This is a genomic window from Noviherbaspirillum sp., from assembly GCF_035254685.1.
GTDB lineage: Bacteria > Pseudomonadota > Gammaproteobacteria > Burkholderiales > Burkholderiaceae_D > Noviherbaspirillum.
Genome location: NZ_DATFAI010000020.1, coordinates 193,250 through 219,322 on the forward strand (window position 1 = coordinate 193,250; position 26,073 = coordinate 219,322).

Here is a 26,073-nt window from a genome sequence, read left to right on the forward strand (position 1 = left end):
ATCATGAAGAAAACCGCAGCCTGGCTGGCTGTCTATGCCATGGAACAGCTCGGCATCAAGTTCACCTTCGGCATACCGGGTGTGCACAACACCGAGCTGTACGACGAGCTGAACAACTCCGAAAAGGTGACCCCGGTCCTCGTCACGCACGAAGGCGGCGCCGCCTTCATGGCCGATGGCGTGAGCCGCGCGGCGGATGATACGATCGGCGCGCTGGCGATCGTGCCCGCCGCCGGCTTCACCCATGCATCGAGCGGCATCGGCGAGGCGCTGCTGGACGGCATCCCGATGCTGGTGTTTTCCAGCGGCATCCGCACCGATACGGGAAAGCGCTACCAGCTGCATGACATCGACCAGCTTGCGCTGGCCAAGCCGCTGACCAAGGCGGCTTTCCGCGTTACCCGCCACGAGGATGTGGTGCCAACGATTTTCGAGGCCTACCGGATTGCGACGGGCAATGAACCAGGGCCGGTGCTCATCGAGCTGCCTGTCAACCTGCAGTTGTTTCCCGGAGAGGTGGGCGAACTGCCGCGATGGGAGCGCCATAACGGACTGAGTACGCCGGATCCTGCGCTGATCCGGCGCGCGGCAGACGTCCTGCTCGGCGCGCGCAAACCCGGCCTGTTCGTCGGCTGGGGTGCGCGCATGGCGACGGACGAAATTGCGGCGATTGCCGAACTGCTGCAGGCGCCGGTCAGTACGACGCTGCAAGGGCTGGCTGCGTTTCCCGGCGATCATCCACTGCATGCCGGATTCGGCTTCAGCCCGTCGGCGGTGCCGGCCGCCCGCAATGCCTTCCATGAATGCGATGCCATGCTTGCGGTCGGCGCACGTTTCGGCGAGATCCCGACCGGCAGTTTCAGCGCCACTGTGCCGCCGGCCCTGGTGCATGCCGACATCAATCCGCAGGTGTTCGATGCGAACTATCCGAGCGCGGTGCGCATTGCCGGCGATGCGCGCGTGGTGATGGCCGCGCTGCTGGCGGAGCTGCGCTCGCGCGGCGGCCGTGCGGCAGACAAGGAACTCCTTACGCAGATTGCTCGCGACAAGCAGGCATACCGTGAGGAATGGTATGCGCACGACAGCAAGGGACGCGTCAATCCTGCACGCTTCTTCGACGAGTTGCGACGCCAGATGCCGTCCGACGCGGTGGCGGTGCTGGACGACGGCAACCACACCTTCCTGACAGCAGAGCTGTTCCCCATCCATCGCGGCGGCAAGTTGCTGACGCCGACCGATTTCAATGCGATGGGCTACGCGGTACCGGCGGCGATCGGCGCCAAGCTTGCGCAGCCCGACAAGGAAGTGTTTGCCATCGTCGGCGACGGCTGCTTCATGATGACCTGCATGGAAATCGTGACGGCGGTATCGCGCTGCCTCGGCGTGATCTATTTCGTTTTCCACGACGGCGAACTGTCGCAGATCGCGCAGGCGCAGCAGATTCCCTACAACCGCAAGCCATGTACCGTGCTGGCCGGCCCGAATATCGAAGGCATCGCCATGGCGACCGGCGCAGCGTATGTGCGTATGGCGAACCAGGACGCCATCGTTGACGCGATCGAGCAGGCGCGACGCGTTGCGCGCGAAGGACGCCCAGTGATCGTCGACGTGGAAATCGATTATTCGAAGCGCACCGCATTCACCAGCGGCACGGCGAAATCCACCTTCAAGCGATTCCCGCTGTCGCAGCGCATGCGCTTCGCGGGTCGCGCGCTGGTGCGCAAGGTGACTGGCTAGCAAGCGAAATGTCGGGAAGGTCTCTAGAATAGCTGGCATTGCCAACGCACGGAAACAGCATCATGCAAGCATTGAAAGCGCGCGAACTTCTTCTCGACATGTATAGCGCCGCCGTCGGCGCGGTGAGTGCGGAGAAATGCCTTCCGGCCTTCCTGCCGAAACCGTCGCCACAGGGTCGCACGCTGGTCATCGGCGCGGGCAAGGGCGCGGCGGCGATGGCGAAGGTTGTGGAAGAACACTGGGAGGGCGATCTTGCCGGACTGGTCGTAACGCGCTACGGGCACGGCGCGGATTGCAAGCGCATCGAAGTGGTCGAGGCGGCGCACCCGGTTCCTGACGAGGCGGGCCGCCGCGCGGCGGGGCGCATGATGGAGATGGTGCGCAACCTGACCGAAGACGATCTCGTGCTGTGCCTGATCTCCGGCGGCGGTTCCGCCTTGCTCGCCTTGCCGGCTGAAAGCATCACGCTGGAGCAGAAGCAGGCGATCAACAAGGCGCTGCTGAAGAGCGGCGCGACCATTTCGGAAATCAACTGTGTGCGCAAGCACCTGTCTGCGATAAAGGGCGGGCGTCTCGCGCTGGCATGTGCGCCGGCGCGCGTGGTGACGCTGCTGATCTCGGACGTGCCGGGTGACGATCCAGGCGTGATTGCCAGCGGCCCGACCTTGCCCGACCCGACGACCTGCCAGCAGGCCCTGGCGATACTCTCGAAGTATGCGATCGATGTCCCCGACAACGTCAGGCGACATCTCGCGTCCGGCGCGGGGGAAACACCGAAACCGGGCGATGCGCGTTTTGCGCGCAATGCACATCATGTGATCGCCACGGCGCAGCAGGCGTTGGAAGCCGCTGCGCAAGTGGCGCGCGCGGCCGAGATCACGCCTTACATTCTCTCGGACGACATGGAAGGCGAGGCGCGTGATGTCGGACTGGTGCATGCGGCGCTGGCACGGCAAGTCGCCGTGCGTAACCAGCCGTTTCGGCGGCCTTGCGTGCTGATCTCCGGCGGCGAAACCACGGTGACGGTGCGCGGGAAAGGGCGAGGCGGGCGCAATGCGGAATTCCTGCTGAGCCTGGCGACGTCGCTGAGCGGGCTGGAAGGTGTCCACGCGATTGCCTGCGACACGGACGGCATCGACGGCTCGGAAGACAATGCGGGTGCGCTCTACGCGCCGGACTCGGTGGCGCGCGCGGAAAAGCTGGGGCTGCGTGCGAGGACGATGCTTGACAACAATGACGGCTATGGCTTCTTCAGTGCGCTGGGCGACTTGGTCGTGAGCGGCCCGACGCGCACCAACGTGAATGACTTCCGCGCGATACTGATCCTGTAATTTCAGGCCGGGTGGCGGGTTGGTTAAGCATCCAGTTAGAGATGTGGGGTGGGGTGCGCACCAGTGCAGCGGTGGCAAGAGTGCTGGTGCTGCAATGTTGGCAGTCGAGGGATTGGCGGGTTTCGCTGCGCTCTACCCACCCTACCGTCCTTTGTTCATCATCCTCATTGTCGGGATCATTTACCAGGTGTTCTGCACCAGCGCCTTCGCTGTTGCCGTGATCAGTTCGCGCAGCCACTTGTGCTCCGGCGCATGGTGCACGCGGTCGTGCCAGAGCTGGTAAAAGCGCATGGTGGGAAACCGGATCGGCACGTTGAATATCTTGAGCGGCAGGTTACGTTCGTAGAAGCGCATGAATTGCCGCCCGGTGGTGAGCACCAGGTCGCTGCGCGTGAGCATGTACGGGATCATTCCAAAATAGGCGGACTCCACCACCACGTTGCGATGCATGTCCTGCCTGGCGAGGAAGGACTCGATCACGCCCGAGTAACCGGGCAGCATTTGCGACGGGGCCACGTGCGGCAGCGATAGGTAATCTTCCACCGTCATCGCGTCCGGCGCGGTGCGCAGAGCATAGGGGCAATCGGCGCGCATGATGCAGGCGATCTCATCCTCGAACAGCTTGGACATATGAAGATGTGCCGGCGGATCGTCCCAGTTGGCGATCACGATGTCGAGCTCGCCGTCCGCCAGCAGCTTCAGGTAGTCGTTGTCCGGTCCCTTGCCATGCAGGACGATGCGGCTCTTTGGCGACTCGCGCCGCACGCTGGCGACGATGTTCGGCAGGAACTGGCTGTCGAGGTAGTCCGGCGCGGCGATATGGAAGGTGCGGGCTTCGTGCTGCGGCGAAAACGCGGTCTTGCGCGCGAACAGTCGCTCGGTCTCGTCGAGGATGCGCTTGGCTGGCTGCAGCAGGCTTTCGCCGTATTGCGTCGGCACCATGCCGCGCGTGCCGCGCACCAGCAGCGGATCGCCGGTCAGTTCGCGCAGCTTGCGCAACGAGGCGGAAATGGACGGCTGGGGCTGGTTAAGCTTGAGCGCGACGCGCGAGACGTTCTTCTCGGACAGCAGCAGGTACAGGATGCGTATGAGATGAATGTCCAGATGGTCCGGCAATCCCGACATGGTGTCTCCCTTCTGTTTGAATCTACCTGCAATATACCGGATACGCGATGCCCGGTTCCAGATTCGATATCGCTTGCCGGTGCCTTGAGGATTACCCACATCCTTATGCAGGAACAGCATTCTTCGCTCTCGCCAAGACGCCAGGAACGCCAAGGGAATGGGGAGCATCGTTCGTCGACTGAAAGCGAAAGGGGCATGCCTTGGCGTTCCTGGCGCCTTGGCGAGGCGGCTTCAGCTTATTGTCTTCGCCGCACGTCTACGGCACATGAAAAAGGCCCGGCGATCTGCCGGGCCAGGGTGATGAATCGAAGCGAATCGATCAATCATGCGTCGCGGGCTTGTGGCGGGCGGCGCGTGCAGGCGGGAGCTTGTGCTCTCGCCCGATTCCAGGATCAGAAGCGATGGCGGATGCCGACGCCGAAGCTGTTGCCGTTGTTCTGCGCCGTGATGCGGTCATTCATGAAGATTGCATACAGGTCGGTGCGCTTGGACATGTCGTAGTCGTAGCCGATCGACGTCGTGTTGCGCTTCTGGTCAGCGCCGATCGCCGTGCCGGTGCGCTTGGTCTGTGCCCAGCCAGCCAGGAACTTGCCCTGGCCTGCCGGCACGCTTGCGCCGAGCGATACCGTCTTGTCGTCGAGGTCGATGTTGTGCGATGTCTGGCCGTAGGTCGCATACAGCTTCGCGGCCTTCAGGTCGTAGCTGCCGCCGACCATCCATGCGGTCTGGCGTGCAGCGGAGAGGCCCGAGGGAAGCGGCAGGTTGCCGGCGGGCTGCACATTGCCTGCCGGGCTGTTGAGCGGATTGTTGATTTCCACGTTGTGATAGAACGCCGTCAGGGCCAGCGGGCCACCGAAGTAGAGCAGGTTCAGGCCGACGTTGTTCTTGCCGTTGCTGCCCGCGACTTCACCCAACTGGTAGTGCAGGTTGGCAGTCAGGCCACCGAAGTTCGGCGTGGTGTAGCGGATCTCGTTGCTCCATCCGGTATCGCCGGCAACCGAATTGGTCCAGCTCGAAGCATTGAAGAGCGGTACGTCCGTGTGCAGGATCAGCGGCGAGAAGGTGAAGGAATCGCCGAACGGGTTGAACAGGATGGTCGGCAGGAAGTTGGGTGCCAGGTCGCGTCCGAGCGAGAATGCGCCGAAGCTGCCGGACAGGCCGACGTTCGCGTCGCGCGAGAACAGCGTGTCGCCGGGGAAGCGGCCCTGCGTGCCCGTGTCGGCCTGGATGAAGCTGGTCAGCTGGAAGTTCGCCTTCAGGCCGCCGCCGAGGTCTTCCGAGCCCTTGAAGCCGAACCAGGAGGTGGTCATGCCTCCGCTGTTGACGACGGATCGGCTGTTGGTGTCGCCTGCATTGCGCAGTTTGCCTGCGAAAACGTCGACGAGCCCGCTTACGGAAACATTGGTCTGCTGCGCCATGGCAGCCGGCGCTGCCGCGGCAAGAATGGCCGCAGCGAGGGCGATATGTTTCAGTCTGGTTTTTTGTTGTTGCATGTAGTCTCCTGGTCTGATGCGGTGGATGAAACCGGGATGCCTCCCCGGACGGTAAGTCCCTGTTTTGAGATTGCCGCGCGGCGTCCCAGTTTCTGAACGGCAATCATTTTACTTTCCCTTGCTGCATCTTTGAAAGAGGCAGGAGAGCTGAAATGTGTGGTGCGGCGAGGAGTGACCTAAGCCTCGTCATCGTCGTGGGTATTTCCCTCTTCGTCTTCTGCAAACATGCCTCCCCGCGCATGAACGAGTCTCCCTGCGGCATACGTCGCGACGATGGTCCGATCGTCACCCAGCATGGCAAGCGCAAACAGGAGTTCATCGAGCGATCCGGCCCGCGCAGTGCGACGCTCGAGCAAGGGTGTCGCGTGTGGGTCCAATACAACAAAATCCGCCTCTGTCCCTTCTGCAAAATTTCCGATGGTTCCTTCAAGCTGCATGCTGCGCGCGCCACCAAGCGTCGCCAGATAGAACATACGCAGCGCCGGCAGATAAGTGCCGCCCATGCGCGCCACCTTGTACGCTTCGTTCATCGTGCGCAGCATCGAGAACGAGGTGCCGCCGCCGACATCGCTGGCCAGCGACAGCAGCATTCCTGCCTCGTCGGCACGCGCGAAATCGAACAGCCCGCTGCCAAGGAACAGGTTCGAGGTGGGACAGACTGCCGCAGCCGAGCCCGTCTCATGCATGCGCCTGCGGTCACGCTCGTCCAGCCAGATGCAGTGCCCGAACATCGCGCGCGGACGCAACATGCCGAAGCTGTCGTAGATATCGAGATAGCTGCGCGCGTCGGGAAACAGTGACCTGACCCATGCCACTTCATCGGTATTTTCGGCAACATGGGTCTGCAGGAAGGTATCGGGATAGGCGCGTGCGAGTTCGCCGGTGAGGCGCATTTGCTCCGGCGTCGAGGTCGGAGCAAAGCGCGGCGTGATGGCGTAAAGCTGGCGCCCCTTCTTGTGCCAGCGGCGGATCAGTTCCTCGCTCTGCTGCAGGCCGGTTTCTGCGGTGTCCTGCAGATATTCCGGACAATTCCGGTCCATCAGCACCTTGCCGGCCACCATACGCAGGTTGCGTTCCTCGCTTGCTTCGAAAAAGGCATCGACCGAGGCCGGATGGACCGTGCAGTACACCATGGCCGTGGTCGTGCCGCAGCGTAGCAGCTCGTCGATGAAAAAGCGCGCGACGTCGCTTGCATGCGCCGGATCGGCGAACTTGCGCTCAGTCGGGAAGGTCCAGTTTTCCAGCCAGGGCAAAAGCCCGGGCGCAGGCGACGCGATCATGTCGGTCTGCGGATAATGGATGTGCGTGTCGATGAAACCGGGAAGGAGCAACTTGCCGCGATAGTCGAGCGTCTCGACGGATGCGGGAAGGCGCGCGTGCAGTTGTGCATAATCGCCCGCCGCGACGATCCGGCCATTCTCGACGACGAGCAGGCCGTCTTCATGCCAGGCAAATGCCTTGTCATTGAAAGCCGGATCGGCGGTGAAGTGGAGGATGGCTGCGCGGTAGGCCTGGCAATCGGTGGATAAATCTGCGGATGTCATTGAATGCGTTCTTGTTCTTTTGGCGTGCCAAAGCTAGCGGGCAAGGGAAGGCGAAAGTGCATGCGAGGGAAACTGGGTGGACGGCATGGATTGCATGCGCGCAAATTCCTCCCTTTCCCACATCTGCAGCAGTTGCGCGCACACCGAGGCGGCAATCACGGCGGGAGTCTTGCCGCTGATGCCGGGTATGCCGATCGGGCAGACCATGCTCGCAAGGCGTGCCCGCGCGATGCCGCGTTCGAGCAGGCGATGCTCGAACTGCATTCGCTTGGTCTTTGATCCGATCAGGCCGAACCAGCCCGCATCAGCGCGGCGCAGGATGGTTTCCGCGAGGCGCTGGTCGAGTGCATGGCTGTGCGTCATGACCAGGAAGCTCGTGCCGGCGGGGACTTCATCGACCACTGCCTCAGGCGTGTCGGTCACTTCGATGACGACGTTGGACGGCACGCTGGCTGGGAACATGTCTTCGCGTTCGTCCACCCAGATCACGCGGCAGGGCAGGTCGGCAAGGGCGCGCACGATTGCTGCGCCGACATGGCCGGCGCCGAACAGGACCAGCAACGGCCGGCGGGCGAGGAGGGGATCGACCAGCCAGCGTCCACCTTCGGCATCCTTGATGAGGTGGCATTCATCGAGATGATCGAGGCGCGGCAGCATGGGCGGGATTGATCCAAACCGCGCGCTCCCGCTGCAATCGACAAGCACCGGCGGCAGTATGGCGTCGAGCGCGACCAGGCGGGTAATGTCCTCGCGGTTGCGCCAGCACTCGTCCATAGGGGCGAAGCCGGCACGGTCACTTTCCAGCAGACGCTCGAAGGCAAGGAATACGACGCCGCCGCAGCATTGACCGAGGCTGGGTCCAAGCGAAAATCGCTCGAGGCGCCGGATCGCCGCAACCGAGGTCGGCGGCGCCTCGAGCATGTCGCGCGCGATGTCGCAGGCGCGCATCTCCAGGTGCCCGCCGCCGATGGTATCGGCCTGCGCACTCGCGGTCACGAGCATTTTTGCGCCCGGTTCACGCGGACTGGAGCCTTGCACCGACGCGATCGTGACCAGCACCGCGGGTTCCTCGCGGGCTGCGGCAGCGGTCAGTGCGGTACGCCAATCGTTCATGTTGTTGCGGGCGAGCCGGAGGTGCGCAGCGCGTCGATGGCGCCCAGGATAGCTTCGCTTGTTGCCGGCGCATTCAAGGGCGGATTGACCACGTAATTTCCCACGCTGGCGATCGCATCACGGATCGCGAAGAATACCGAGAAGGCCAGCAGCAGCGGCGGTTCGCCCACCGCCTTGGAGCGGTGGATGCTGTCCGAGGCATTGCGATTTTTGAACAGCTTTACGCGAAAGTCGCGCGGACAATCGGAAACCGCGGGAATCTTGTAAGTCGACGGCGCGTGCGTCATCAGTTTGCCCGCCTTGTCCCACCACAGTTCCTCGGTCGTCAGCCAGCCCATGCCCTGGATGAAGCCGCCCTCGACCTGGCCGATATCGATGGCCGGATTGAGCGAATTGCCGGCGTCGTACAGCACGTCGGTACGCAACAGCTTCCACTCGCCGGTCAGCGTGTCGACAATGACTTCCGAAACCGCGGCGCCATAGGCGAAATAGAAGAAGGGATTGCCGGTCATGGTGTCCCCGTCCCAGTGTAGGCCGGGCGTAGCGTAGAAGCCGTCCGACCATAGCTGAACGCGTGCGCTGTAGGCGCGCTGGACCAGCGAGGGGAAGCTTTCCGGCACGCTGTTCACATAGACATGGTTGTCCGCGAAGCGTACCGCCGACGGATCAACCTGCGCTGTTTGCGCTGCGAATGCGGCAAGCCGCTCGCGGATCTGCCGGGCGGCATCCTGCGCCGCCTTGCCGTTCAGGTCCGCGCCGGTCGAAGCGGCAGTGGCGGAAGTGTTGGCCACTTTGCTGGTATCGGTGGCGGCAATGCGCACCTGCGACAGGTCCAGTCCGAGTTCATGCGCCACGACCTGCGCCACCTTGGTGTTCACGCCCTGACCCATTTCGGTGCCGCCATGGTTGACCAGGACCGAGCCGTCGACATAGACATGGACCAGCGCGCCAGCCTGGTTCAGGTGGGTGAGGTTGAAGGCGATGCCGAACTTGACCGGCGTGAACGCAATGCCTTTCTTCAGGACCGGGCTGGCTGCATTGAAGGCGCGTGCTTCAGCGCGGCGCTTGCGGTAGTCGCTGTCGGCTTCCAGTTCCGCCATCAGCTCATGCAGGACGTTGTCGGATACCTTCTGTCCGTATTGCGTAAGGTTGCGGCCTTCAAGCTCGTCGCAGCCATAGAAATTCAGTTTGCGCACGTCCAGCGCATCCTTGCCGAGATTGCGCGCGATCTCGTCGATCACAACCTCGATGGCGATGGCGCCTTGCGGTCCGCCGAAACCGCGGAACGCAGTATTCGATTGCGTATGCGTCTTGCCGCACAGGGCGACGATGTCGACGGCAGGCAGGTAGTAGGCATTGTCGAAATGGCAAACCGCGCGCGTGGCGACCGGGCCGGACAGGTCGGCGGAATAGCCGGACCGCAAGACCATTTCCACCTTCGCAGCCAGAATGCGGCCCTCGCCGTCGTGGCCGATTTCATACTCATAGTGGAAGTCGTGGCGTTTGCCGGTGACCATCATGTCGTCGTCGCGGTCGGCGCGCAGCTTGACCGGGCACTTCAGCCGCGCGGCGGCCACCGATGCGGCTGCTGCCCACAGTGCGGACTGCGATTCCTTGCCGCCGAAGCCACCGCCCATGCGCCGGCACTCAACCGTCACATTATGCGAATGCAGGCCGAGCGCGTGCGCCACGACGTGCTGCATTTCCGAAGGATGCTGCGTCGAGCAGTAGACCAGCATGCCGCGATCTTCCTTCGGGATGGCGTAGGAGATCTGGCCTTCGAGGTAGAACTGTTCCTGCCCGCCGACATACAGTTCGCCCTTGATCCGGTGCGGCGCCTGTTCGAAGGCCTGCCTGACGTCGCCGCGCGCGAGATGCATCGGCGGCAGGACCCAGGACTCTGCGCGTTTGGCATCCTGCGGTGTCAGGATGGCGGGCAATTCTTCATAATCGACCTTGGCCAGTCGCGCAGCACGTCGCGCGTGGTCATGGGTATCGGCCACGACCAGGAACATCGGCTGGCCGACGTATTGGACGAGGCCGTCGGCCAGGATCGGATCGTCATGGATGATCGGGCCGCAGTCATTGACGCCGGGGATATCGCTGGCGGTGAAGACAGCCACCACGCCGCGCGATCTGCGCACCGCGTCAAGGTCGATCGACCTCACCCTGGCGTGCGCCTTTTGCGAGAGCCCGAGCGCCGCATGCAAGGTGCCGTGCAATTCGGGAATGTCATCGGTATAGGTGGCTTCGCCCAGTACGTGCAGTTGTGCCGACTCGTGTGGACGCGGGACGCCAACGGCCGTCCATTGTGCAAGGGCGTCCGGCTTGAGGAAGGTTTCGATTTGCTTGTTCATGGTCAGGCATTTGCGAAGGCATTGACAGCGCTGGCGGGCAGCGGTGCGTCCGGGCGCGTTTCGAGCCAGAATCGGCGCAGCAGGTTTTGTGCGGCCTTGCTGCGATAGGCGCTGCTGGCGCGCATGTCGGTGAGCGGGGCGTAATCGCCGGAGAGTGCCTGTATGGCATTGGCGAGCGCGGCCTCATCCCAGGTGCGGCCCTTGAGGGCAGCTTCGGCTTTCGGCGCGCGGCGTGAAGTGGCGGCCATGCCGCCGAAGGCAATGCGCGCGTCGCGCACCACGTCGCCGTCGAGCGTGAGGGCGAAAGCGGCACAGACCGCCGAGATGTCCTGGTCGAAGCGCTTGGAAAGTTTGTAGGTACGGAAGCGCAGGCCGGGGCGTGGCAGCGGCACGCGCACCGCTTCGACGAATTCGTCCGGGCGCAGGTCCTTTTTCTGGTAATCGAGATAGAAGGCCTCAAGCGGCATGACGCGCTGGCCGCCGCTGCCGCGCAGCACGATGTCGCTGCCGAGGGCGATCAGCCAGGGCGCGGAATCGCCGATCGGCGATCCGTTGGCAATATTGCCGACCAGCGTCCCGGCATTGCGGATCGGCTGCGAGGCAAAGCGTTGCCACAGTTCCGACAGCTCCTGCGGATAATGCGTGCACAGCGCGGCATAGGCATCGTTGAGGGTGACGGCTGCGCCGATCTCCAGCTTGCCATCCACTTCGGTGACACGTTGAAGCTCCGCGACCTGGTTGATGTAGATGACTTCGCCGGGTTCGCGCATCTGCTTGGTGACCCACAGGCCAACGTCGGTGGAACCGGACAGAATGAGGGCGGATGGCTTTTTCGCGCGCAGTTTCACCAGGTGCTCCAGTGACAGGGGGGCGTAAAACATTTGGCCGCCACTGCCATAGGTCAACGTGTCGTCGCGCCGGATTTCTTTCAAGCTTGCCGCCAGCGCTTCACGATCGAAGGATGCACGCGGTAGGTCGAGCATGCGGCTCGCCGCGTCGATGATGGGGCGGTAGCCGGTGCAACGGCACAGGTTGCCGGACAGCGTATCATCGATTTCCTTGCGATCCGGGTGTGCGGTCTTTCCTTCCTGCTTCAGGTAAAGGCTCCACAAGGACATGACGAAACCCGGCGTACAGAAACCGCATTGCGAACCGTGACAATCGACCATCGCCTGCTGCACAGGATGCAGGCTGCCGTCCTGTTGTTTCAGGTCTTCGACGGTGAACAGCGCCTTGCCATCCAGCGTAGGCAGGAACTGGATGCAGGAATTGACCGTCTTCATCTCGATCGCATCGCCCTTCAGTTCCGCGACCACCACTGTGCATGCGCCGCAGTCGCCTTCGGCGCAGCCTTCCTTGGTTCCGGTGCAGTGATGGTCCTCGCGGATATGCTGCAGGATAGTGCGGGTGGGCGGGGCGTCGGACACCGAATGGATCCTGCCGCGATAGAAGAAGCGAATGGGTTGTGACATGCTGTCTCGTCAGAAATCTTGTAATGCCATGCGCGGTATCCTTGTGACGGATGGTTATCGCATGGAGTTAACGAATGGTATCGGGTGATAGACATGCACCCGTTCGCCACCGTCTTATCTTAAAGTCTTATCATGCAAGAAGCAGGCGAAGTCGTCAGTACGTTCTTGCAATATCCGGTATATGGACGGACTTATGAGCGGCCTGCCACGTATTGCAGAGATGTCCAACCAACAGGAGCAAGCGATGGGAAAGCTGACGACACATGTGCTCGACATCGCCCACGGCAAGCCGGCGGCGGGAGTGATGGTCGAGCTCTACGAAGTGAAGGCAACCCAGAGGAGCCTGCTGTGCAGCACATCCACCAACCACGACGGCCGCTGCCACGCGCCGCTGCTGCAAGGGGAAGAGATGCGCGCCGGCCAGTATGAACTCGTGTTCGGCATCGGCGACTATTTTACCGGCCATGGCCTTGTCCTTCCACAGCCGCGCTTTCTGGACCGGGTGATCATCGCCTTCGGCATCGCCAACCCCGACGAGAACTTCCATGTGCCGCTGGTCGTCTCGCCCTGGGCGTATTCAACCTATCGCGGCAGCTGACCGGAGCGGTGGTGTGGTTTTTTTCGGCATGCCATAGACCTTGACCATGGCGTTGGTGTGGGCAAAAATTTTGATGCATCGTGCGCAAGCTTTCCGTACGGCATGAGACAATTGCAGCCCTCTTGAATAACACCTGCCGTTTTCATTCATTGCGTATTTGTCGATGCATGTCCTGTTTGCGCCAGAAGACAGAGCAGTTCGGTCTTCCCTATATCCAGCCGTCTATAGGTCACATACAGACAAATGTATATCGGCCCGGGATATTTCCTGTAATTTCAGCCATTAAAAGAAAATTCCTATAACGGAGCCACTACCAAAGCGGTTTTCGGGGCAGAGGCTTCAAGAAGAGTGAGACATGGACACCCGCCTAACCTTGAGCAGGATCACGAAGAGATATCCTTCCGTGGTCGCAAACGACGGCGTCGACCTGGAAGTACTCCCGGGAGAGATTCATTCTATCCTTGGCGAGAACGGTGCCGGCAAATCCACATTGATGAAGATTATCTACGGCGCTGTCAAACCGGACGCCGGGGAGATGTTCTGGAACGGTAGGGAGGTGCATATCGCCAATCCTGCCGAGGCCCGCAAGCTGGGCATCGCAATGGTGTTCCAGCACTTCTCGCTGTTCGATACGCTGACCGTCGCTGAAAACATCGCGCTCGGCCTGCCGAAGGACACCGATCTTCATGAGCTGAGCCGGCGCATCGAGAACACCGCGCACCAGTACGGCCTGGAGCTGGAACCGCAGCGTCATGTGCATACCCTGTCGGTCGGCGAATGCCAGCGTGTCGAGATCGTGCGCGCGCTGCTCGCAAAGCCCCAACTGCTGATCCTAGACGAGCCGACCTCGGTGCTGACGCCGCAGGCGGTCGAGAAGCTGTTCGAGACATTGCGCCAGCTCGCCTCCGAAGGCTGCAGCATTCTTTATATCAGTCACAAGCTGGATGAAATCCGTTCCCTCTGCCACAAGTGCACCGTGATGCGTGGCGGGAAGGTGACCGGCACCTGCGATCCGATGCAGGAGACGGCGGCCAGCCTGTCACGCATGATGATCGGTTCCGAACCGCCTGCGATCCGCGCGGCAGAGCGTGCCCCCGGAGAAAAGATGCTGTCCCTGCGCAACCTGTCATTGCCGAAGAGCCATCCGTTTGGGACCGAACTCAGCAACATCAACCTGGACGTTCATGCCGGCGAAATCGTCGGGATCGCCGGAGTGTCCGGCAACGGGCAACAGGAGCTGCTTGCTGCGCTGTCGGGCGAGGATCCGCGCGCGCGGCCGGATGCCATCGTGCTCAATGGAGAGGCAGTAGGACGCATGAACGCGGCACGCCGTCGCCGTCGCGGCCTCGGCTTCGTGCCGGAGGAGCGCCTCGGACGTGGTGCGGTGCCGGACCTTTCGCTGGCGCATAACATCCTGCTTTCGCACCAGAATAAAACAACTGTCCGGCACGGGCTGATCAAGTTCGGTGCGATCAACCAACTCGCTGCAGCCATCATCGACCGCTTCAAGGTCAAGGCGCCTGGGCCGCACGCCACGGCCGGCAGCCTGTCCGGCGGCAACCTGCAGAAATACATCGTCGGACGCGAAGTGATGCGTGATCCGAAAGTACTGATCGTCGCGCAGCCGACCTGGGGCGTTGACGTCGGCGCGGCAGCGCAGATCCGTGCGGAGCTGGTTGCCTTGCGCGATGCCGGTTGCGCGCTGCTGGTCGTGTCGGAAGAACTCGATGAACTGTTTGAAATTTCGGATCGCCTTGTCGTGATCGCCAAGGGAAAGCTGTCGCCGCCGATCAGATGCTCGGAGGCGTCGGTCGACCTGATCGGCCAGTGGATGAGCGGTTTGTGGGATAAACAGGAATCGGTGCTGCGGGAGGTGGCCAATGGTTAAGTTGGAAAAACGGCCCAGCCCGTCGGCGCTGATGTCGTGGATGTCGCCGGTATTCGCGGTGATCCTGACCGTGATATTTGGCGTCATCGTATTCGCCGCTCTGGGCAAGGACCCGATCGCCGGACTGTCGGTGTTCTTCATCGAGCCGATCAAGGACCTGCGCGGCTGGTCGGAGGTTGGCGTGAAAGTGGCGCCGCTCCTGTTGATTGCGGTTGGCCTGGCGATCTGTTTCAGGGCGAATGTGTTCAACATCGGCGCGGAAGGGCAGCTTGTCGTCGGCGCCATCACCGGCGGTGCGGTCGGCCTGTATTTCGACCACGGCGAGGGCGGCGGCGCAACGATGATCACCTTGATGCTGCTGGCCGGCATGGCGGGCGGCATGGCATGGGCAGCGATCACCGCCTTCCTGCGCGACCGCTTCAACGCCAATGAAATTCTGGTGTCGCTGATGCTGGTGTATGTTGCACAACTGCTGCTGAGCCTGATGGTGAACGGTCCGCTGCGCGACCCGGAAGGATTCAACTTCCCGCAATCGCGCATGCTCTCCGACGGCTTCCTGATGCCTAATATTCTGATGGGAACCCGCCTGCATTTCGGCATCGTGCTGGCGCTGCTCGCCTCCGCGCTCGGCTGGGTCTACCTGTCGCGCAGCTTCGGCGGCTATCGCCTGCAGGTTGGCGGCATGGCGCCCGCTGCCGCGCGCTATGCCGGCTTCTCGTCGCGCAAGTCGCTTTGGACCTCGATGCTGCTGTGCGGCGCGCTGGCCGGAATCGCAGGCGTGTCGGAAGTGATGGGGCCGATCGGACAGCTCACGCCGTCCGTCTCGCCGGGCTACGGCTTCGCGGCGATCATCGTCGCCTTTGTGGGCCGTCTGCATCCGGTCGGCGTGGTGTTTTCGAGCTTCATCATGGCCTTGTTCTACATCGGCGGCGAACTGGCGCAGACGCGCCTCGGCATGCCGAGTGCGATCACCGGCGTGTTCCAGGGCGTCCTGTTGTTCTCCCTGCTGGCCTGCGATGTCATGATCCACTACAAACCGATCTGGAGAAAATAATGGATGCCTCACTGACTTCAGACATTGCGCCGCTGATTGCCGCGTCCATCAATGCGGGCACGCCCCTGATGCTGGCGGCGCTCGGCCTGCTCATCAACGAGAAATCGGGCGTGGTCAACCTCGGCGCGGAGGGCATGATGCTGGTCGCTGCCGTCGTCGGCTTCGCGACCGCAGTCAACACGGGAAGCGTGACTTTCGGTTTCATTGCAGCGGCTGTCTCCGGGATGCTGTTGGCAGGCTTCTTCGCCTTGCTTACGGTCTGGCTCGGCACCAACCAGTATGCAACCGGGCTGGCGTTGGCGCTGTTCGGCAGCGGGGCGTCGGCTTACATCGGCATGGACTATGTCGGCCACAGCCTGGAAAATCCGAAGTTCGCCCTGCCTTGGCTATCCGATATTCCGGTCCTCGGCGCTGCCTTGTTCCGGCAGCATCCGATGGTCTATTTTTCGCTGCTTCTGTGCGCCGGAATTGCCTGGTTCCTGTATCGCAGTCGCGCCGGCCTGGTGTTGCGCGCGGTCGGCGAATCACCGTCGTCGGCACATGCGCTCGGCTACAACGTGCGCATGATCCGCCTCGCGGCCTTGCTGTTCGGCGGCGCCTGCTGTGGCCTTGCCGGCGCGTTCATGTCGCTGGTGTACACGCCGATGTGGGTCGAGGGCATGGTGGCAGGGCGCGGCTGGATCGCCCTGGCCTTGACCACCTTCGCGACCTGGCGCCCCGCGCGGGTGCTCATCGGCGCCTACCTGTTCGGCGGTGTGACCATCCTGACCTTCCACGCACAAGGTCTGGGCGTGTCGCTCGCGTCGCAATGGCTGTCGATGCTGCCGTACCTGGCGACCATCGTCGTGCTGGTGCTGATTTCGAACAATGCGAACTGGATCAAGCTCAACATGCCCGCTTCGCTCGGCAAGAATTTTCATCCGCATTGATGCCGTCGCGTGACGGCACGCAATGTGGACAGCCGCGCCGTTGTTCCCGCTCGGCGCGGTTGGGTGTTCATTGATCAACCAGTGGGAATTACATGAAAAGGAAAACCATGTCGAAAAGCTTCATGCGCGGTGCCTTGTCCGCGATCGCAGTACTGCCGGCGCTCGCGCTGGCTCCCGCAATGGCCGCAGATCCCGCTCCGCTGAACGTCGGTTTTGTCTATGTCAGTCCGATCGGAGAAGCCGGCTGGACCTACCAGCACGACATGAGCCGCAAGGAACTGGAAAAGAACCTTGGCAACAAGGTCAAGACCAAGTTCGTGGAAAACGTCCCGGAAGGCGCCGACGCCGAGCGCGTGATCCGCGACCTCGCGCAGCAGGGCAACAAGCTGATCTTCACCACCTCGTTTGGTTTCATGAATCCGACACTGAAGGTGGCGAAGCAATTCCCCGACGTCAAGTTCGTGCACCTGACCGGCTACAAGACCGCACCCAACGTCGCCACGCTTAATGCACGCTTCTATGAAGGCCGCTACCTCGCTGGCGTCCTCGCCGGCAAGATGACCAAGTCGAACATCGCCGGCTATGTCGGCGCGTTCCCGATCCCTGAAGTCCTGCAAGGCATCAACGCCTTCACGCGCGGCATGCGCAGCGTGAACCCGAAGGCGGAAGTGCGCGTCATCTGGGTCAACAGCTGGTATGACCCGGGCAAGGAGCGCGACGCGGCCATCACCTTGATGGGCCAGGGCGCCGACATCGTGACCCACCACACCGATTCGCATGCTGTCGTTCAGGCCGCGGAAGAGAAGGGCAAGTACGCGGTCGCCTACCACTCCGACATGAAGCAGTTCGGACCGAAGGCACAGCTCGCCGCCGTGACGCACCACTGGGGCAAGTACTACACCAAGGCAGCGCAGGATGTGCTGAACGGCACCTGGAAGCCGACCAGTATCTGGGGCGGCATCAAGGACGGCTTCGTGACGCTGGAAGGCATCAATCCGGCCGTGCCGAACGACGTGAAGCAAACCGTCGCCAGCGTTGAAAAGGACATCGTCTCCGGCAAGATGACCCCGTTCGATGGCCCGGTCAAGGACAACGAAGGCAAGGTACGCCAGGAAAAAGGCTCGATGTCCGACGCCGCGCTCAACAAGATGGACTTCTACGTCGAAGGCGTCTCCGGCAAGCTGCCAGGCAAGTAATCACGCTTCCATCTTTTCAGATGACAAATGGCCCGCATGCATTGCGGGCCATTTTTTTTGTCCACGGAAAACACGAAAAACACGAAAAGATCATTCCAGTGAACAACCTGCGAGCGAACTGTTTCCTCGGTGCGGACGATAGCGATCAGCGGTGATTGTACGGAGCGATGATCTCAACGATCGATTCTTTTTTTCGTGTTTTTCGTGTTTTCCGTGGACAAAAAAGCGAGGCATCATCCCCTGGCTACCTCACGCTACACCCGATCCCGCCGCACACCCCGAAGAAAAAATTTTCCGTGGAAACAGAACACCAGCCTATTTAGTTTTGTCCTGCAAAACTATGTTCCAAAATTGTTGACAGATTCCGCAGGTGTCGGTAACTTGCTTAAAACGCCACGACGGACAAACCGACATTTCTAAAACGTTGATTGGCGTCAATAAAGCCATTACAGGAGACGGTGTTTTGGACTTGATTCTTCAACAGGTTCTGAATGGACTGACGCTTGGGGGCGTGTACAGCCTGGTAGCGCTCGGCCTGACCCTTGTCTACGGAATCCTGCAGGTTCCGAATTTCGCGCATGGGGCGTTCTATATGGCCGGCGCTTATGTGGCCTACTATCTGATCAGCGCCATGGGGCTGAATTACTGGGTGGCAATGGCAGGTGCGGCGGCGGCGGTTGCCCTGCTTGCCGTGATTGCCGAGCGGCTGGTGTTCCATCCCTTGCGGCACGCTCCCGGCCTGCATCACATGATTGCTGCGATCGGGATACTGCTTTTTCTGGAATCCGGTGCGCAGGCTATCTGGGGCGCCGATTTCAACCGGATGCAAAGCCCGTTCGACGGCATTATCAATTTTGCAGGGCTGGTGCTGCCGGAGCAACGCTTGCTGATCATCATCGCGGCATTCGCCCTGGTTGGCGCATTGCACTTCTTCCTGAAAAAGACGGTCACCGGCGCCACTATCATTGCCATGGCGCAGAACCGTGACGGCGCCGCACTCGTTGGCATCGACCCGAACCGCGTGGCCATGCTGACCTTCGCGATCTCCGGCGTGCTGGCCGCTGTCGCCGCGGCGCTCTACGCACCCATCAATCTCGTATATCCCGGCATGGGCAACCTCGTGATCACCAAGGCATTCGTGATCATCGTGCTCGGCGGCATGGGCAGCGTGCCGGGCGCCATTGTCGGCGGACTGATCATCGGATTCGCGGAAGCCTTCGGCGCCTTTTACATCTCCACCGATTACAAGGACATCATCGCTTTCGTCCTGCTGGTTGCCATTCTTTCGATTCGCCCCGAGGGGCTGTTCACTAAAGGGGTGCGTTGAGAATGAAAGTCCTCGAAAGCAAAATCGGCTGGCTGCTGCTGGTTGCGCTAGCCGTCGCCTTTCCCTTCCTTGCGGGCAATGACTACTACCTGACCGTGATGTCGCTCGCGTATATCTATGCGATCGCGACAGTCGGGCTGAACCTGATCACCGGCTATACGGGGCAATACAACCTGGCGCACAGCGGCTTCATGGCGGTCGGCGCCTATACCGTGGGCATCCTCACGGTCGACTACCAGGTGCCGTTCTGGGTCGCCTTCGCGCTGTCGGGCTTCGTTGCCGCAGCCATCGGCTTTTTCGTCGGCATCCTGTCCTTGCGCCTGAAGGGGCACTTCTTCTCGATCTTCACGCTGTGCGTCGGCTACATCATGTACCTGCTGATCGAGAAGTGGGAGAGTCTGACGCACGGTACCGTGGGCATCATCGGCATCCCGGCCGCGCCATCGGTATTCGGCATCGACTTCGAAAGTCCGCGCGCCCAGTACTACCTGGTACTGTTCTTCCTGGTGGCGACGGTCTGGATCATGCACCGCATCGTGAACTCGCTGCTGGGGCGCACCTTCATGGCGATCCGCAACGGTGACGACCTGGCCGAAGCGCTCGGCATCAACCTGATGCGCAACAAGGTGCTCGCGTTCATGCTGTCGGTCTTTTACGCCGGACTGGCGGGTGGCCTGTATGCAGGATCGGTCCGCTTCCTCGGCCCGGCACTTGCGGGCGTGGAGCAGACCTTCGACATGACGATGTACATGCTGGTCGGCGGCACCGGCACCATGCTCGGCCCTTTGCTGGGATCGGTGTCCATGCCCTGGCTGACGCAATATCTGCAGTTCCTGCAGGACTACCGCTTCCTTGTGTTCGGCCCGGTCCTCGTGCTGCTGGTGATCTTTCTGCCGAACGGCATTGTCGGGACCTGGCTGGCGTGGAAGACGCGCGCGGCTTCGCGTGCCACGTCCAGCGTGCAGCCTGCGCAAGCCTCCGTCAAGATCGTGCAACAGCAGGAGGGCAGCCATGCTTGAAATCCAGTCACTGACCAAACGCTTTGGCGGCCTTACCGCGGTTCGCAATGTTTCCACCACCATCGAGCGCGGCAAGATCAACGCCATCATCGGCCCCAACGGCGCCGGCAAGACGACATTCTTCAACCTGATCAGCGGGGTGTTCCAGCCGACGGAGGGACGGATCATTTTCGAGGGGCAGGATGTCACGAATCATCATGCCGACGAAATGGCAAGGCTGGGCGTGTCCCGCACTTTCCAGACGACGCACCTGTTCGACAATGCGACCGTGCTCGACAACCTGATCGTCGGCCATCGCCTGCGCACGAAATCGGGCCTGCTCGACGTGCTGCTCGGCACGCGGCGCCTGAGGGACGAAGAGCGTGAATGCCGCGAAAAGGCGCGCGCTGCGCTGGACTTCGTCGGCCTGTCGCATATCGAAAACAGGATCGCCGCCGACATCACGCAGGAAGAGCGCAAGCGCGTCGCCTTCGCCCTGGCGCTGGCGACCGATCCCTCGCTGGTCCTGCTGGATGAACCGGCGGGCGGCGTGAATCCGGAAGAAACCATCGGCCTCGCGGACCTGATCCGCAAGATGGTGAAGACCGGCCTCACGGTCTGTCTGATCGAACACAAGATGAGCATGATCATGAACCTCGCGGACAAGATCCTCGTGCTGAATTACGGCGAAAAAATTGCGGAAGGAACGCCGGCGGAAATTCAATCCGATCCGGTCGTGATCGAAGCCTATCTCGGGAGCGAACATGCTGCAGCTTGACAACGTCTCGGTGAATTACGGCAGTTTCCGGGCGCTGGACAAGGTCAGCATCCATGCGAAGGAAGGCGAACTGGTAGTGCTGCTCGGCGCCAACGGTGCCGGCAAGAGCTCGATCTTCCTCACCGTGAGCGGCCTGAACAAGGCGGCCTCCGGCAGCATCCGTTTTCGCAACAAGGAACTGGTCGGCATGAAGCCGTCGCAGATCGTGCATGACGGCGTGGTGCATTGCCCCGAAGGGCGCAAGCTGTTTCCTGGCATGTCGGTGCTGAAGAACCTTACGCTCGGCGCCTATGTGCACCGGCGCGACAAGCGGGGCATCCAGAAAACGCTGGATGAAGTCTTCGAGCTGTTCCCGATCCTGCACGAACGGCGCGAAGCCAATGCGGGTTCGCTATCCGGCGGCCAGCAGCAGATGGTCGCCATCGGCCGTGCGCTGATGGGGCGTCCCAAAGCGCTGCTGCTCGACGAGCCGTCGCTCGGCCTGGCGCCGCTGGTGGTGAAGCAGATGTTCGAGATCATCGAGAAGATCAACCGCACTGGCACCACCGTGCTGCTGGCGGAGCAGAACGCGTATGCGGCGCTCAGGATCGCGAACCGCGCGTATGTGATCGAGAACGGCCACATCGTGCTGGAAGGTTCGCGCGACGAATTGCTGAATAACGAACAGGTGCGCAAAGCCTACATTGGCGCCTGATCGAAAACACGGGTGAAGTCTTCACTGGGTGAACACATCAACGAGGAGCAGAGGATGAAGATGCAAATTCGCAGGAAACTGACGAAACTGTCCGTCGCGCTGGCAATCAGTGCGGTGATGGGCAGCGGCGCCGCATTCGCGGAGGACGTGGTCAAGATCGGCTATTCCGGGCCGCTTTCGGGTGGCGCTGCGCTCTACGGCAAGAACGTGCTGACCGGAATGGAAATGGCCGCCAACGAAATCAACGCCAAGGGACTGGAAGTCGGCGGCAAGAAGTACAAGCTGGAGATCGTCGCCCTCGACGATAAGTACAACCCGAGTGAAACCGGCATTAACGTGCAGCGCATGATCCAGCAGTACAAGACGCCGGCGGTACTGGTGCCGCATTCCGGCGGCGTGTTCGCGGTGCAGGCCTTCAACGAGAAATCGAAAGTGCTGCTGCTCGCCTACACCAGCCTTGCGCAGGTGACGGCGCGCGGCAACAAGATGACGGTCCGCATCCCTCCGGAGATCACGGGCTACATCAATCCGTTCATCAAGACCGAGATGTCGAAGTTCGGCAAGAACGTCGCCATCGCCTGCGCCGACCATGACTATGCGAAGACCTGGATCGCCGCATTCAAGCCGGCATGGGAAGCCGCCGGCGGCAAGGTGGTTGCAGAGAATCCGATGTCCTACAACAAGTCCACCGACTTCTACAGCGGCGTGAGCCGCGTACTGCAATCGAAGCCGGATGTGCTGTTCATCGGCGGCCCGTCGGAACCGACCGGCCTTGTCGCCAAGCAGGCGCGCGAACTCGGCTTCAAGGGCGGTTTCATCGTGCTTGACCAGGCCAAGCTGGATGAAATGGCAAAAGTCACAGGTGGCTTTGCTCCGCTGGAAGGCGCGATCGGCGTGCTGCCGATGGTCAACGACGAGCGGCCGAATGCCAAGGCCTTTGTCGAACGCTATCGCAAGCTCTACCCGGGCAAGGACCCGAGCTCCGAGGTCGCGCTGAACTACACCGCAGTGCATGCAACCGCGATCGCCATGGCGCAGGCTGGTACGGTATCCGATCCTGTGGCGATCCGCGCGCAGATGGCCAAGGCATTCAAGAGCCTGCCGGCGGAATACAACCCGAATGACTTCGATGGCCTGAACGATGTCGGCGGAACGCTGGCCGACACCTTCGTCGGCTATGTCGAGGGCGGCAAGGTCAAGCAACTGAACTTGCGCAGCCTCAACGCCGAGAAGTAAAAGTTTGCCTTGGACCGGCCATGCTGCGAGCATGGCCGGATTGCGCACGCCGGCTTGCATGCCGGCTTCTTGCATTCATGGACCGGAGCAAAACATGGAACAACAAAAAGCGAAGGCAGTGATCTGCCGCGAAATCAACCAGCCGGTTGTGGTGGAAGAGATCCTTGTCGAAGCGCCACGGCGCGGCGAGGTGATGATCAAGCTGGCCGCGTGCGGCGTGTGCCACAGCGACCTTTCCGCGACCAACGGCACAATTCCGTTTCCTCCACCCGTCATCCTTGGCCATGAAGGCGCGGGCAAGGTCATCGCGGTGGGTGAAGGCGTGACGGATTACAAGGTGGGCGACCATGTCGTCAGCTCCTTTGTCAGCATGTGCGGCAAATGCCGCTACTGCCAGACCGGCCGTCCGCAGCTCTGCGACCAGGCCGGCAAGGCGGCCACCACGCTGCCCGACGGCAGCTTGCGCACACGTGACCTGGCCGGCAATCCGCTCAACATCTTTTCCGGATGCGGCGTGATGGCGGAGTACGCCACGCTGCACATTGACAACGTCGTCAAGGTCGACGAGCAGATGCCGCTCGACAAGGCTGCGCTGATTGGTTGCGGCGTGATGACCGGCGTCGGCGCGGCAGTCAATACCGCCAAGGTGGATCCCGGCTCGATTGCCGTCGTGTTCGGCTGCGGCGGGGTCGGCCTGAATACGATCCAGGGCGCTGCGATCGCCGGCGCGCGCATGATCGTCGCAGTCGACACCAATGACGGCAAGCTGGAGATGGCGCGCCAGTTCGGTGCAACGCATGTGGTCAACAGCAGGAACGAAGAGAATGTCGTCAAGTCCATCCTCAAGCTGACCGAAGGCGGAGCGGATTACGCCTTCGAATGCGTCGGTCTCGGCGAGATCGCTGCGCAGGCGTATGGCGTGCTGCGCAAGGGCGGAACCGCTGTCGTCGTCGGCGTGGCAGGCCCGAAGGACATGACCACCATCCGCACCGCGACACTGACCTTCGGCGAAAAGACACTGACCGGCAGTTACTTCGGCTCGGCCCGCCCGCGCGAGGATTTTCCGCGTCTGATCGGGCTGTATCGGGCGCATCGGCTGAAGCTCGACGAACTGATCACGCACACCTATGCCATCGACCAGGCGCCGCAGGCCTTCGCCGACATGCAGGCCGGGCGCAATGCGCGCGGCGTTATCATTTTTGAATAAACTCCTCGCAGAGGTAACGACATGCAAAATCGAGACAGCTTTTACATCAACGGCAAGTGGGTTCCTGCATCCGGCAAAAACCGGATCGAGGTCATCAATGCATCGACCGAGGAAGTCATGGCGACCATTCCCGACGGCGACGAGAACGATGCCAATGCCGCCGTGGCAGCGGCACGCGCCGCCTTCGATGGCTGGAGCATGACCACGCCTGCCGCGCGCAGCGACTTCCTGCGCAAGATCCAGGAGGGGCTGAAGGCGCGTAGCGACGAACTGGCAAAGATCATCGCCGGCGAGGTCGGCATGCCGCTGAAGCTGTCGGCCATGATCCAGGTGGGCTCGCCAGTGGCAAACTTCGGCATCTACGCAAAGCTGGCCAATGCCTTCCAGTGGCAGGAAGTCACCGGCAATTCGCTGGTGGTGCGCGAGCCGGTCGGCGTGGTGGTATGCATCACGCCCTGGAACTACCCCTTGCACCAGATTGCCGCGAAAGTTGCTGCCGCGTTGGCGGCAGGCTGCACCGTCGTCCTCAAGCCGTCCGAGGTGGCGCCGCTGAACGCGTTCGTCCTCGCCGAGGTGATCGATTCCGTTGGACTGCCGGCAGGCGTGTTCAATCTCGTGACGGGCACCGGGCCGGTCATTGGCGAAGCCCTGGTGCGCCATCCTGGTGTGGACATGATTTCGTTCACCGGATCGACGCGTGCCGGCAAGCGCATTTCGGAAGTGGCAGCGGCCAGCGTGAAGCGGGTGGCACTCGAACTCGGCGGCAAGTCCGCTTCGATCATCCTCGACGATGCCGACCTGCCGACGGCGGTGAAGGGCACGGTCAATGCCTGCTTCCTCAACAGCGGCCAGACCTGCTCGGCGCACACGCGCATGCTGGTGCCCCAATCGCGCTATGAAGAGGTGGCAAAACTTGCCGTGGAAGCGGCGAAGAACTTCGCCGTTGGCGATCCCTTTGGCGGCAGCGCGAAGCTGGGGCCGCTGGTGTCGGCGGCGCAACGGGAGCGCGTCCGCAACTATATCCGCAAGGGCATCGAAGAAGGGGCCGAACTGCTGTGCGGCGGGCCGGATGCGCCGGAAGGACTGCCGAAGGGCTACTACGTGAAGCCGACGGTGTTTGGGCGCGTGAAGCCGGACAGCACGATTGCGCAGGAGGAAATCTTCGGGCCGGTGCTGTCAATCATCACCTATCGCGACGAAGACGACGCGGTAAAGATTGCCAACGGCACCTTGTATGGTCTCGCCGGCGGCGTCTGGTCGGGCAGCGACGAGCACGCGATGCAGGTCGCGCGGCGCATGCGCACCGGGCAGGTCGACATCAATGGCGGCGCATTCAATCTCGGCGCACCGTTCGGCGGTTACAAGCAGTCGGGCCGCGGACGTGAAATGGGGCCGTACGGACTGGAAGAATTCCTGGAGTACAAGTCGCTTCAGTTCAGGCCGGACGCGACCGCGCTGACGGCAAACGCCGCGCATTGACCGGAATAGTCACTCGTACAGGTAAAGGCATCGCCCGGCGGTCATTCCGACCGCCGGGCGATGTGCTTTCAGGCGCACGTACTGAAGGCATTGAGCGTTTCCCTGCCACCAACAGTTACAGGAGGTTTGAGCAAGACGGACAACCCGCCACACTGCGCTTGCAAAAACATTCCTTAGGTATATATTATTAACCGTGACGCCGTCCGGTGTATTTATTCCTACAGCCATTGCGCACCGGCGGACGTAAATTAAAAGCGACAAGGAGACAAGCATGGCTATCTACGTCACGTAGTATTCCCGTCCGTTCTGAAGTCGATTTTCCTATCGATGTTGCCGCCGGTCCGACCGGACCATGAAGCGGCAAGCGTTGCGGGGAGGAGAACACGTCTGCCACATGCCGCCGCGAGCGGTGCGCCAGGCGAACAGTTCGACATCCCGTCAGCAAACCCGACAACCGAAGTTCTTGCCAAGGGAGAACAATGTTGAAGCAAAGGGTGACTGGTGTGGGAATGCTTGC

At 61.8% G+C, this 26,073-nt stretch carries 20 protein-coding genes; 14 read left to right on the forward strand and 6 right to left on the reverse strand.

Annotation, left to right across the window (positions count from 1 at the left end; all coding sequences use genetic code 11):
- Positions 1-3: 3 nt before the first annotated feature.
- Together VJ698_RS06800 and VJ698_RS06805 are read left to right on the forward strand one after the other, a co-directional pair.
- Entirely contained in the window at positions 4-1,737 is a 1,734-nt protein-coding gene (locus VJ698_RS06800; RefSeq protein ID WP_324101961.1) for a thiamine pyrophosphate-binding protein, read from the forward strand.
- Between the two features lie 62 nt (positions 1,738-1,799).
- Positions 1,800-3,068 carry a glycerate kinase gene (locus VJ698_RS06805; RefSeq protein ID WP_324101962.1) on the forward strand — a complete coding sequence of 423 codons (1,269 nt, stop codon included), beginning with the start codon at positions 1,800-1,802 and terminating at the stop codon, positions 3,066-3,068.
- A 180-nt stretch (positions 3,069-3,248) separates the two neighbouring features.
- On the opposite strand, the gene VJ698_RS06810 is transcribed toward VJ698_RS06805, so the two are convergent.
- From VJ698_RS06810 to xdhA, 6 genes are all read right to left on the reverse strand, one after another.
- Entirely contained in the window at positions 3,249-4,193 is a 945-nt protein-coding gene (locus VJ698_RS06810; protein ID WP_324101963.1) for a LysR family transcriptional regulator, read from the reverse strand.
- Positions 4,194-4,585: 392 nt separating this feature from the next.
- The gene (locus tag VJ698_RS06815; protein WP_324101964.1) at positions 4,586-5,686 is read right to left on the reverse strand and encodes a porin; all 1,101 of its coding nucleotides are present in this window, start codon (positions 5,684-5,686) and stop codon (positions 4,586-4,588) included.
- A gap of 176 nt (positions 5,687-5,862) precedes the next feature.
- Positions 5,863-7,230: a guanine deaminase gene (gene guaD, locus VJ698_RS06820; protein WP_324101965.1), complete on the reverse strand. Its 1,368-nt coding sequence runs from the start codon at positions 7,228-7,230 to the stop codon at positions 5,863-5,865.
- A 33-nt stretch (positions 7,231-7,263) separates the two neighbouring features.
- A complete protein-coding gene (gene xdhC, locus VJ698_RS06825; protein WP_324101966.1) occupies positions 7,264-8,343 on the reverse strand; it encodes a xanthine dehydrogenase accessory protein XdhC in 1,080 nt (359 codons plus the stop codon).
- On the reverse strand, positions 8,340-10,700 hold the full coding sequence (gene xdhB / locus VJ698_RS06830; RefSeq protein WP_324101967.1) for a xanthine dehydrogenase molybdopterin binding subunit: 2,361 nt from the start codon (positions 10,698-10,700) through the stop codon (positions 8,340-8,342). Before xdhB ends, xdhC begins: the two co-directional genes overlap by 4 nt.
- Positions 10,701-10,702: 2 nt before the next feature.
- Entirely contained in the window at positions 10,703-12,172 is a 1,470-nt protein-coding gene (xdhA, locus tag VJ698_RS06835; RefSeq protein ID WP_324101968.1) for a xanthine dehydrogenase small subunit, read from the reverse strand.
- Between the two features lie 244 nt (positions 12,173-12,416).
- Between xdhA and uraH the strand changes: the two genes are divergently transcribed.
- The 12 genes from uraH (at position 12,417) to VJ698_RS06895 (ending at position 25,556) form a co-directional block, all read left to right on the forward strand.
- Positions 12,417-12,770, forward strand: a complete 354-nt coding sequence (gene uraH, locus VJ698_RS06840) for a hydroxyisourate hydrolase (RefSeq protein WP_324102193.1) — start codon at positions 12,417-12,419, stop codon at positions 12,768-12,770.
- A 355-nt stretch (positions 12,771-13,125) separates the two neighbouring features.
- On the forward strand, positions 13,126-14,658 hold the full coding sequence (locus VJ698_RS06845) for an ABC transporter ATP-binding protein (RefSeq protein WP_324101969.1): 1,533 nt from the start codon (positions 13,126-13,128) through the stop codon (positions 14,656-14,658).
- Complete coding sequence (locus VJ698_RS06850; protein ID WP_324101970.1) at positions 14,651-15,712, forward strand: ABC transporter permease; 1,062 nt, start codon at positions 14,651-14,653, stop codon at positions 15,710-15,712. The genes VJ698_RS06845 and VJ698_RS06850 overlap by 8 nt, the downstream gene beginning before the upstream one ends.
- Positions 15,712-16,641, forward strand: a complete 930-nt coding sequence (locus VJ698_RS06855) for an ABC transporter permease (RefSeq protein WP_324101971.1) — start codon at positions 15,712-15,714, stop codon at positions 16,639-16,641. Before VJ698_RS06850 ends, VJ698_RS06855 begins: the two co-directional genes overlap by 1 nt.
- Before the next feature lie 107 nt (positions 16,642-16,748).
- The gene (locus tag VJ698_RS06860) at positions 16,749-17,837 is read left to right on the forward strand and encodes a BMP family ABC transporter substrate-binding protein (RefSeq protein ID WP_324101972.1); all 1,089 of its coding nucleotides are present in this window, start codon (positions 16,749-16,751) and stop codon (positions 17,835-17,837) included.
- Between the two features lie 463 nt (positions 17,838-18,300).
- On the forward strand, positions 18,301-19,164 hold the full coding sequence (locus VJ698_RS06865; protein ID WP_324101973.1) for a branched-chain amino acid ABC transporter permease: 864 nt from the start codon (positions 18,301-18,303) through the stop codon (positions 19,162-19,164).
- A gap of 2 nt (positions 19,165-19,166) precedes the next feature.
- Positions 19,167-20,183: a branched-chain amino acid ABC transporter permease gene (locus tag VJ698_RS06870; protein WP_324101974.1), complete on the forward strand. Its 1,017-nt coding sequence runs from the start codon at positions 19,167-19,169 to the stop codon at positions 20,181-20,183.
- On the forward strand, positions 20,176-20,940 hold the full coding sequence (locus tag VJ698_RS06875) for an ABC transporter ATP-binding protein (protein WP_324101975.1): 765 nt from the start codon (positions 20,176-20,178) through the stop codon (positions 20,938-20,940). Before VJ698_RS06870 ends, VJ698_RS06875 begins: the two co-directional genes overlap by 8 nt.
- Positions 20,927-21,634, forward strand: a complete 708-nt coding sequence (locus VJ698_RS06880; RefSeq protein ID WP_324101976.1) for an ABC transporter ATP-binding protein — start codon at positions 20,927-20,929, stop codon at positions 21,632-21,634. Before VJ698_RS06875 ends, VJ698_RS06880 begins: the two co-directional genes overlap by 14 nt.
- Positions 21,635-21,688: 54 nt before the next feature.
- A complete protein-coding gene (locus VJ698_RS06885) occupies positions 21,689-22,870 on the forward strand; it encodes an ABC transporter substrate-binding protein (RefSeq protein ID WP_324101977.1) in 1,182 nt (393 codons plus the stop codon).
- Between the two features lie 94 nt (positions 22,871-22,964).
- Positions 22,965-24,077, forward strand: a complete 1,113-nt coding sequence (locus tag VJ698_RS06890; protein ID WP_324101978.1) for a Zn-dependent alcohol dehydrogenase — start codon at positions 22,965-22,967, stop codon at positions 24,075-24,077.
- A 21-nt stretch (positions 24,078-24,098) separates the two neighbouring features.
- Positions 24,099-25,556: an aldehyde dehydrogenase family protein gene (locus VJ698_RS06895; protein WP_324101979.1), complete on the forward strand. Its 1,458-nt coding sequence runs from the start codon at positions 24,099-24,101 to the stop codon at positions 25,554-25,556.
- The last annotated feature ends 517 nt before the right edge of the window (positions 25,557-26,073 follow it).

What these genes read in the sequence shown, in the direction of transcription:
- VJ698_RS06800 (WP_324101961.1), top strand. Translation starts at nt 4, where the DNA reads ATGAAGAAAACCGCAGCCTGGCTGGCTGTCTATGCCATGGAACAGCTC.
- VJ698_RS06805 (WP_324101962.1), top strand. Translation starts at nt 1,800, where the DNA reads ATGCAAGCATTGAAAGCGCGCGAACTTCTTCTCGACATGTATAGCGCC.
- VJ698_RS06810 (WP_324101963.1), bottom strand. Translation starts at nt 4,193, where the DNA reads ATGTCGGGATTGCCGGACCATCTGGACATTCATCTCATACGCATCCTG.
- VJ698_RS06815 (WP_324101964.1), bottom strand. Translation starts at nt 5,686, where the DNA reads ATGCAACAACAAAAAACCAGACTGAAACATATCGCCCTCGCTGCGGCC.
- guaD (WP_324101965.1), bottom strand. Translation starts at nt 7,230, where the DNA reads ATGACATCCGCAGATTTATCCACCGATTGCCAGGCCTACCGCGCAGCC.
- xdhC (WP_324101966.1), bottom strand. Translation starts at nt 8,343, where the DNA reads ATGAACGATTGGCGTACCGCACTGACCGCTGCCGCAGCCCGCGAGGAA.
- xdhB (WP_324101967.1), bottom strand. Translation starts at nt 10,700, where the DNA reads ATGAACAAGCAAATCGAAACCTTCCTCAAGCCGGACGCCCTTGCACAA.
- xdhA (WP_324101968.1), bottom strand. Translation starts at nt 12,172, where the DNA reads ATGTCACAACCCATTCGCTTCTTCTATCGCGGCAGGATCCATTCGGTG.
- uraH (WP_324102193.1), top strand. Translation starts at nt 12,417, where the DNA reads ATGGGAAAGCTGACGACACATGTGCTCGACATCGCCCACGGCAAGCCG.
- VJ698_RS06845 (WP_324101969.1), top strand. Translation starts at nt 13,126, where the DNA reads ATGGACACCCGCCTAACCTTGAGCAGGATCACGAAGAGATATCCTTCC.
- VJ698_RS06850 (WP_324101970.1), top strand. Translation starts at nt 14,651, where the DNA reads ATGGTTAAGTTGGAAAAACGGCCCAGCCCGTCGGCGCTGATGTCGTGG.
- VJ698_RS06855 (WP_324101971.1), top strand. Translation starts at nt 15,712, where the DNA reads ATGGATGCCTCACTGACTTCAGACATTGCGCCGCTGATTGCCGCGTCC.
- VJ698_RS06860 (WP_324101972.1), top strand. Translation starts at nt 16,749, where the DNA reads ATGTCGAAAAGCTTCATGCGCGGTGCCTTGTCCGCGATCGCAGTACTG.
- VJ698_RS06870 (WP_324101974.1), top strand. Translation starts at nt 19,167, where the DNA reads ATGAAAGTCCTCGAAAGCAAAATCGGCTGGCTGCTGCTGGTTGCGCTA.
- VJ698_RS06875 (WP_324101975.1), top strand. Translation starts at nt 20,176, where the DNA reads ATGCTTGAAATCCAGTCACTGACCAAACGCTTTGGCGGCCTTACCGCG.
- VJ698_RS06880 (WP_324101976.1), top strand. Translation starts at nt 20,927, where the DNA reads ATGCTGCAGCTTGACAACGTCTCGGTGAATTACGGCAGTTTCCGGGCG.
- VJ698_RS06885 (WP_324101977.1), top strand. Translation starts at nt 21,689, where the DNA reads ATGAAGATGCAAATTCGCAGGAAACTGACGAAACTGTCCGTCGCGCTG.
- VJ698_RS06890 (WP_324101978.1), top strand. Translation starts at nt 22,965, where the DNA reads ATGGAACAACAAAAAGCGAAGGCAGTGATCTGCCGCGAAATCAACCAG.
- VJ698_RS06895 (WP_324101979.1), top strand. Translation starts at nt 24,099, where the DNA reads ATGCAAAATCGAGACAGCTTTTACATCAACGGCAAGTGGGTTCCTGCA.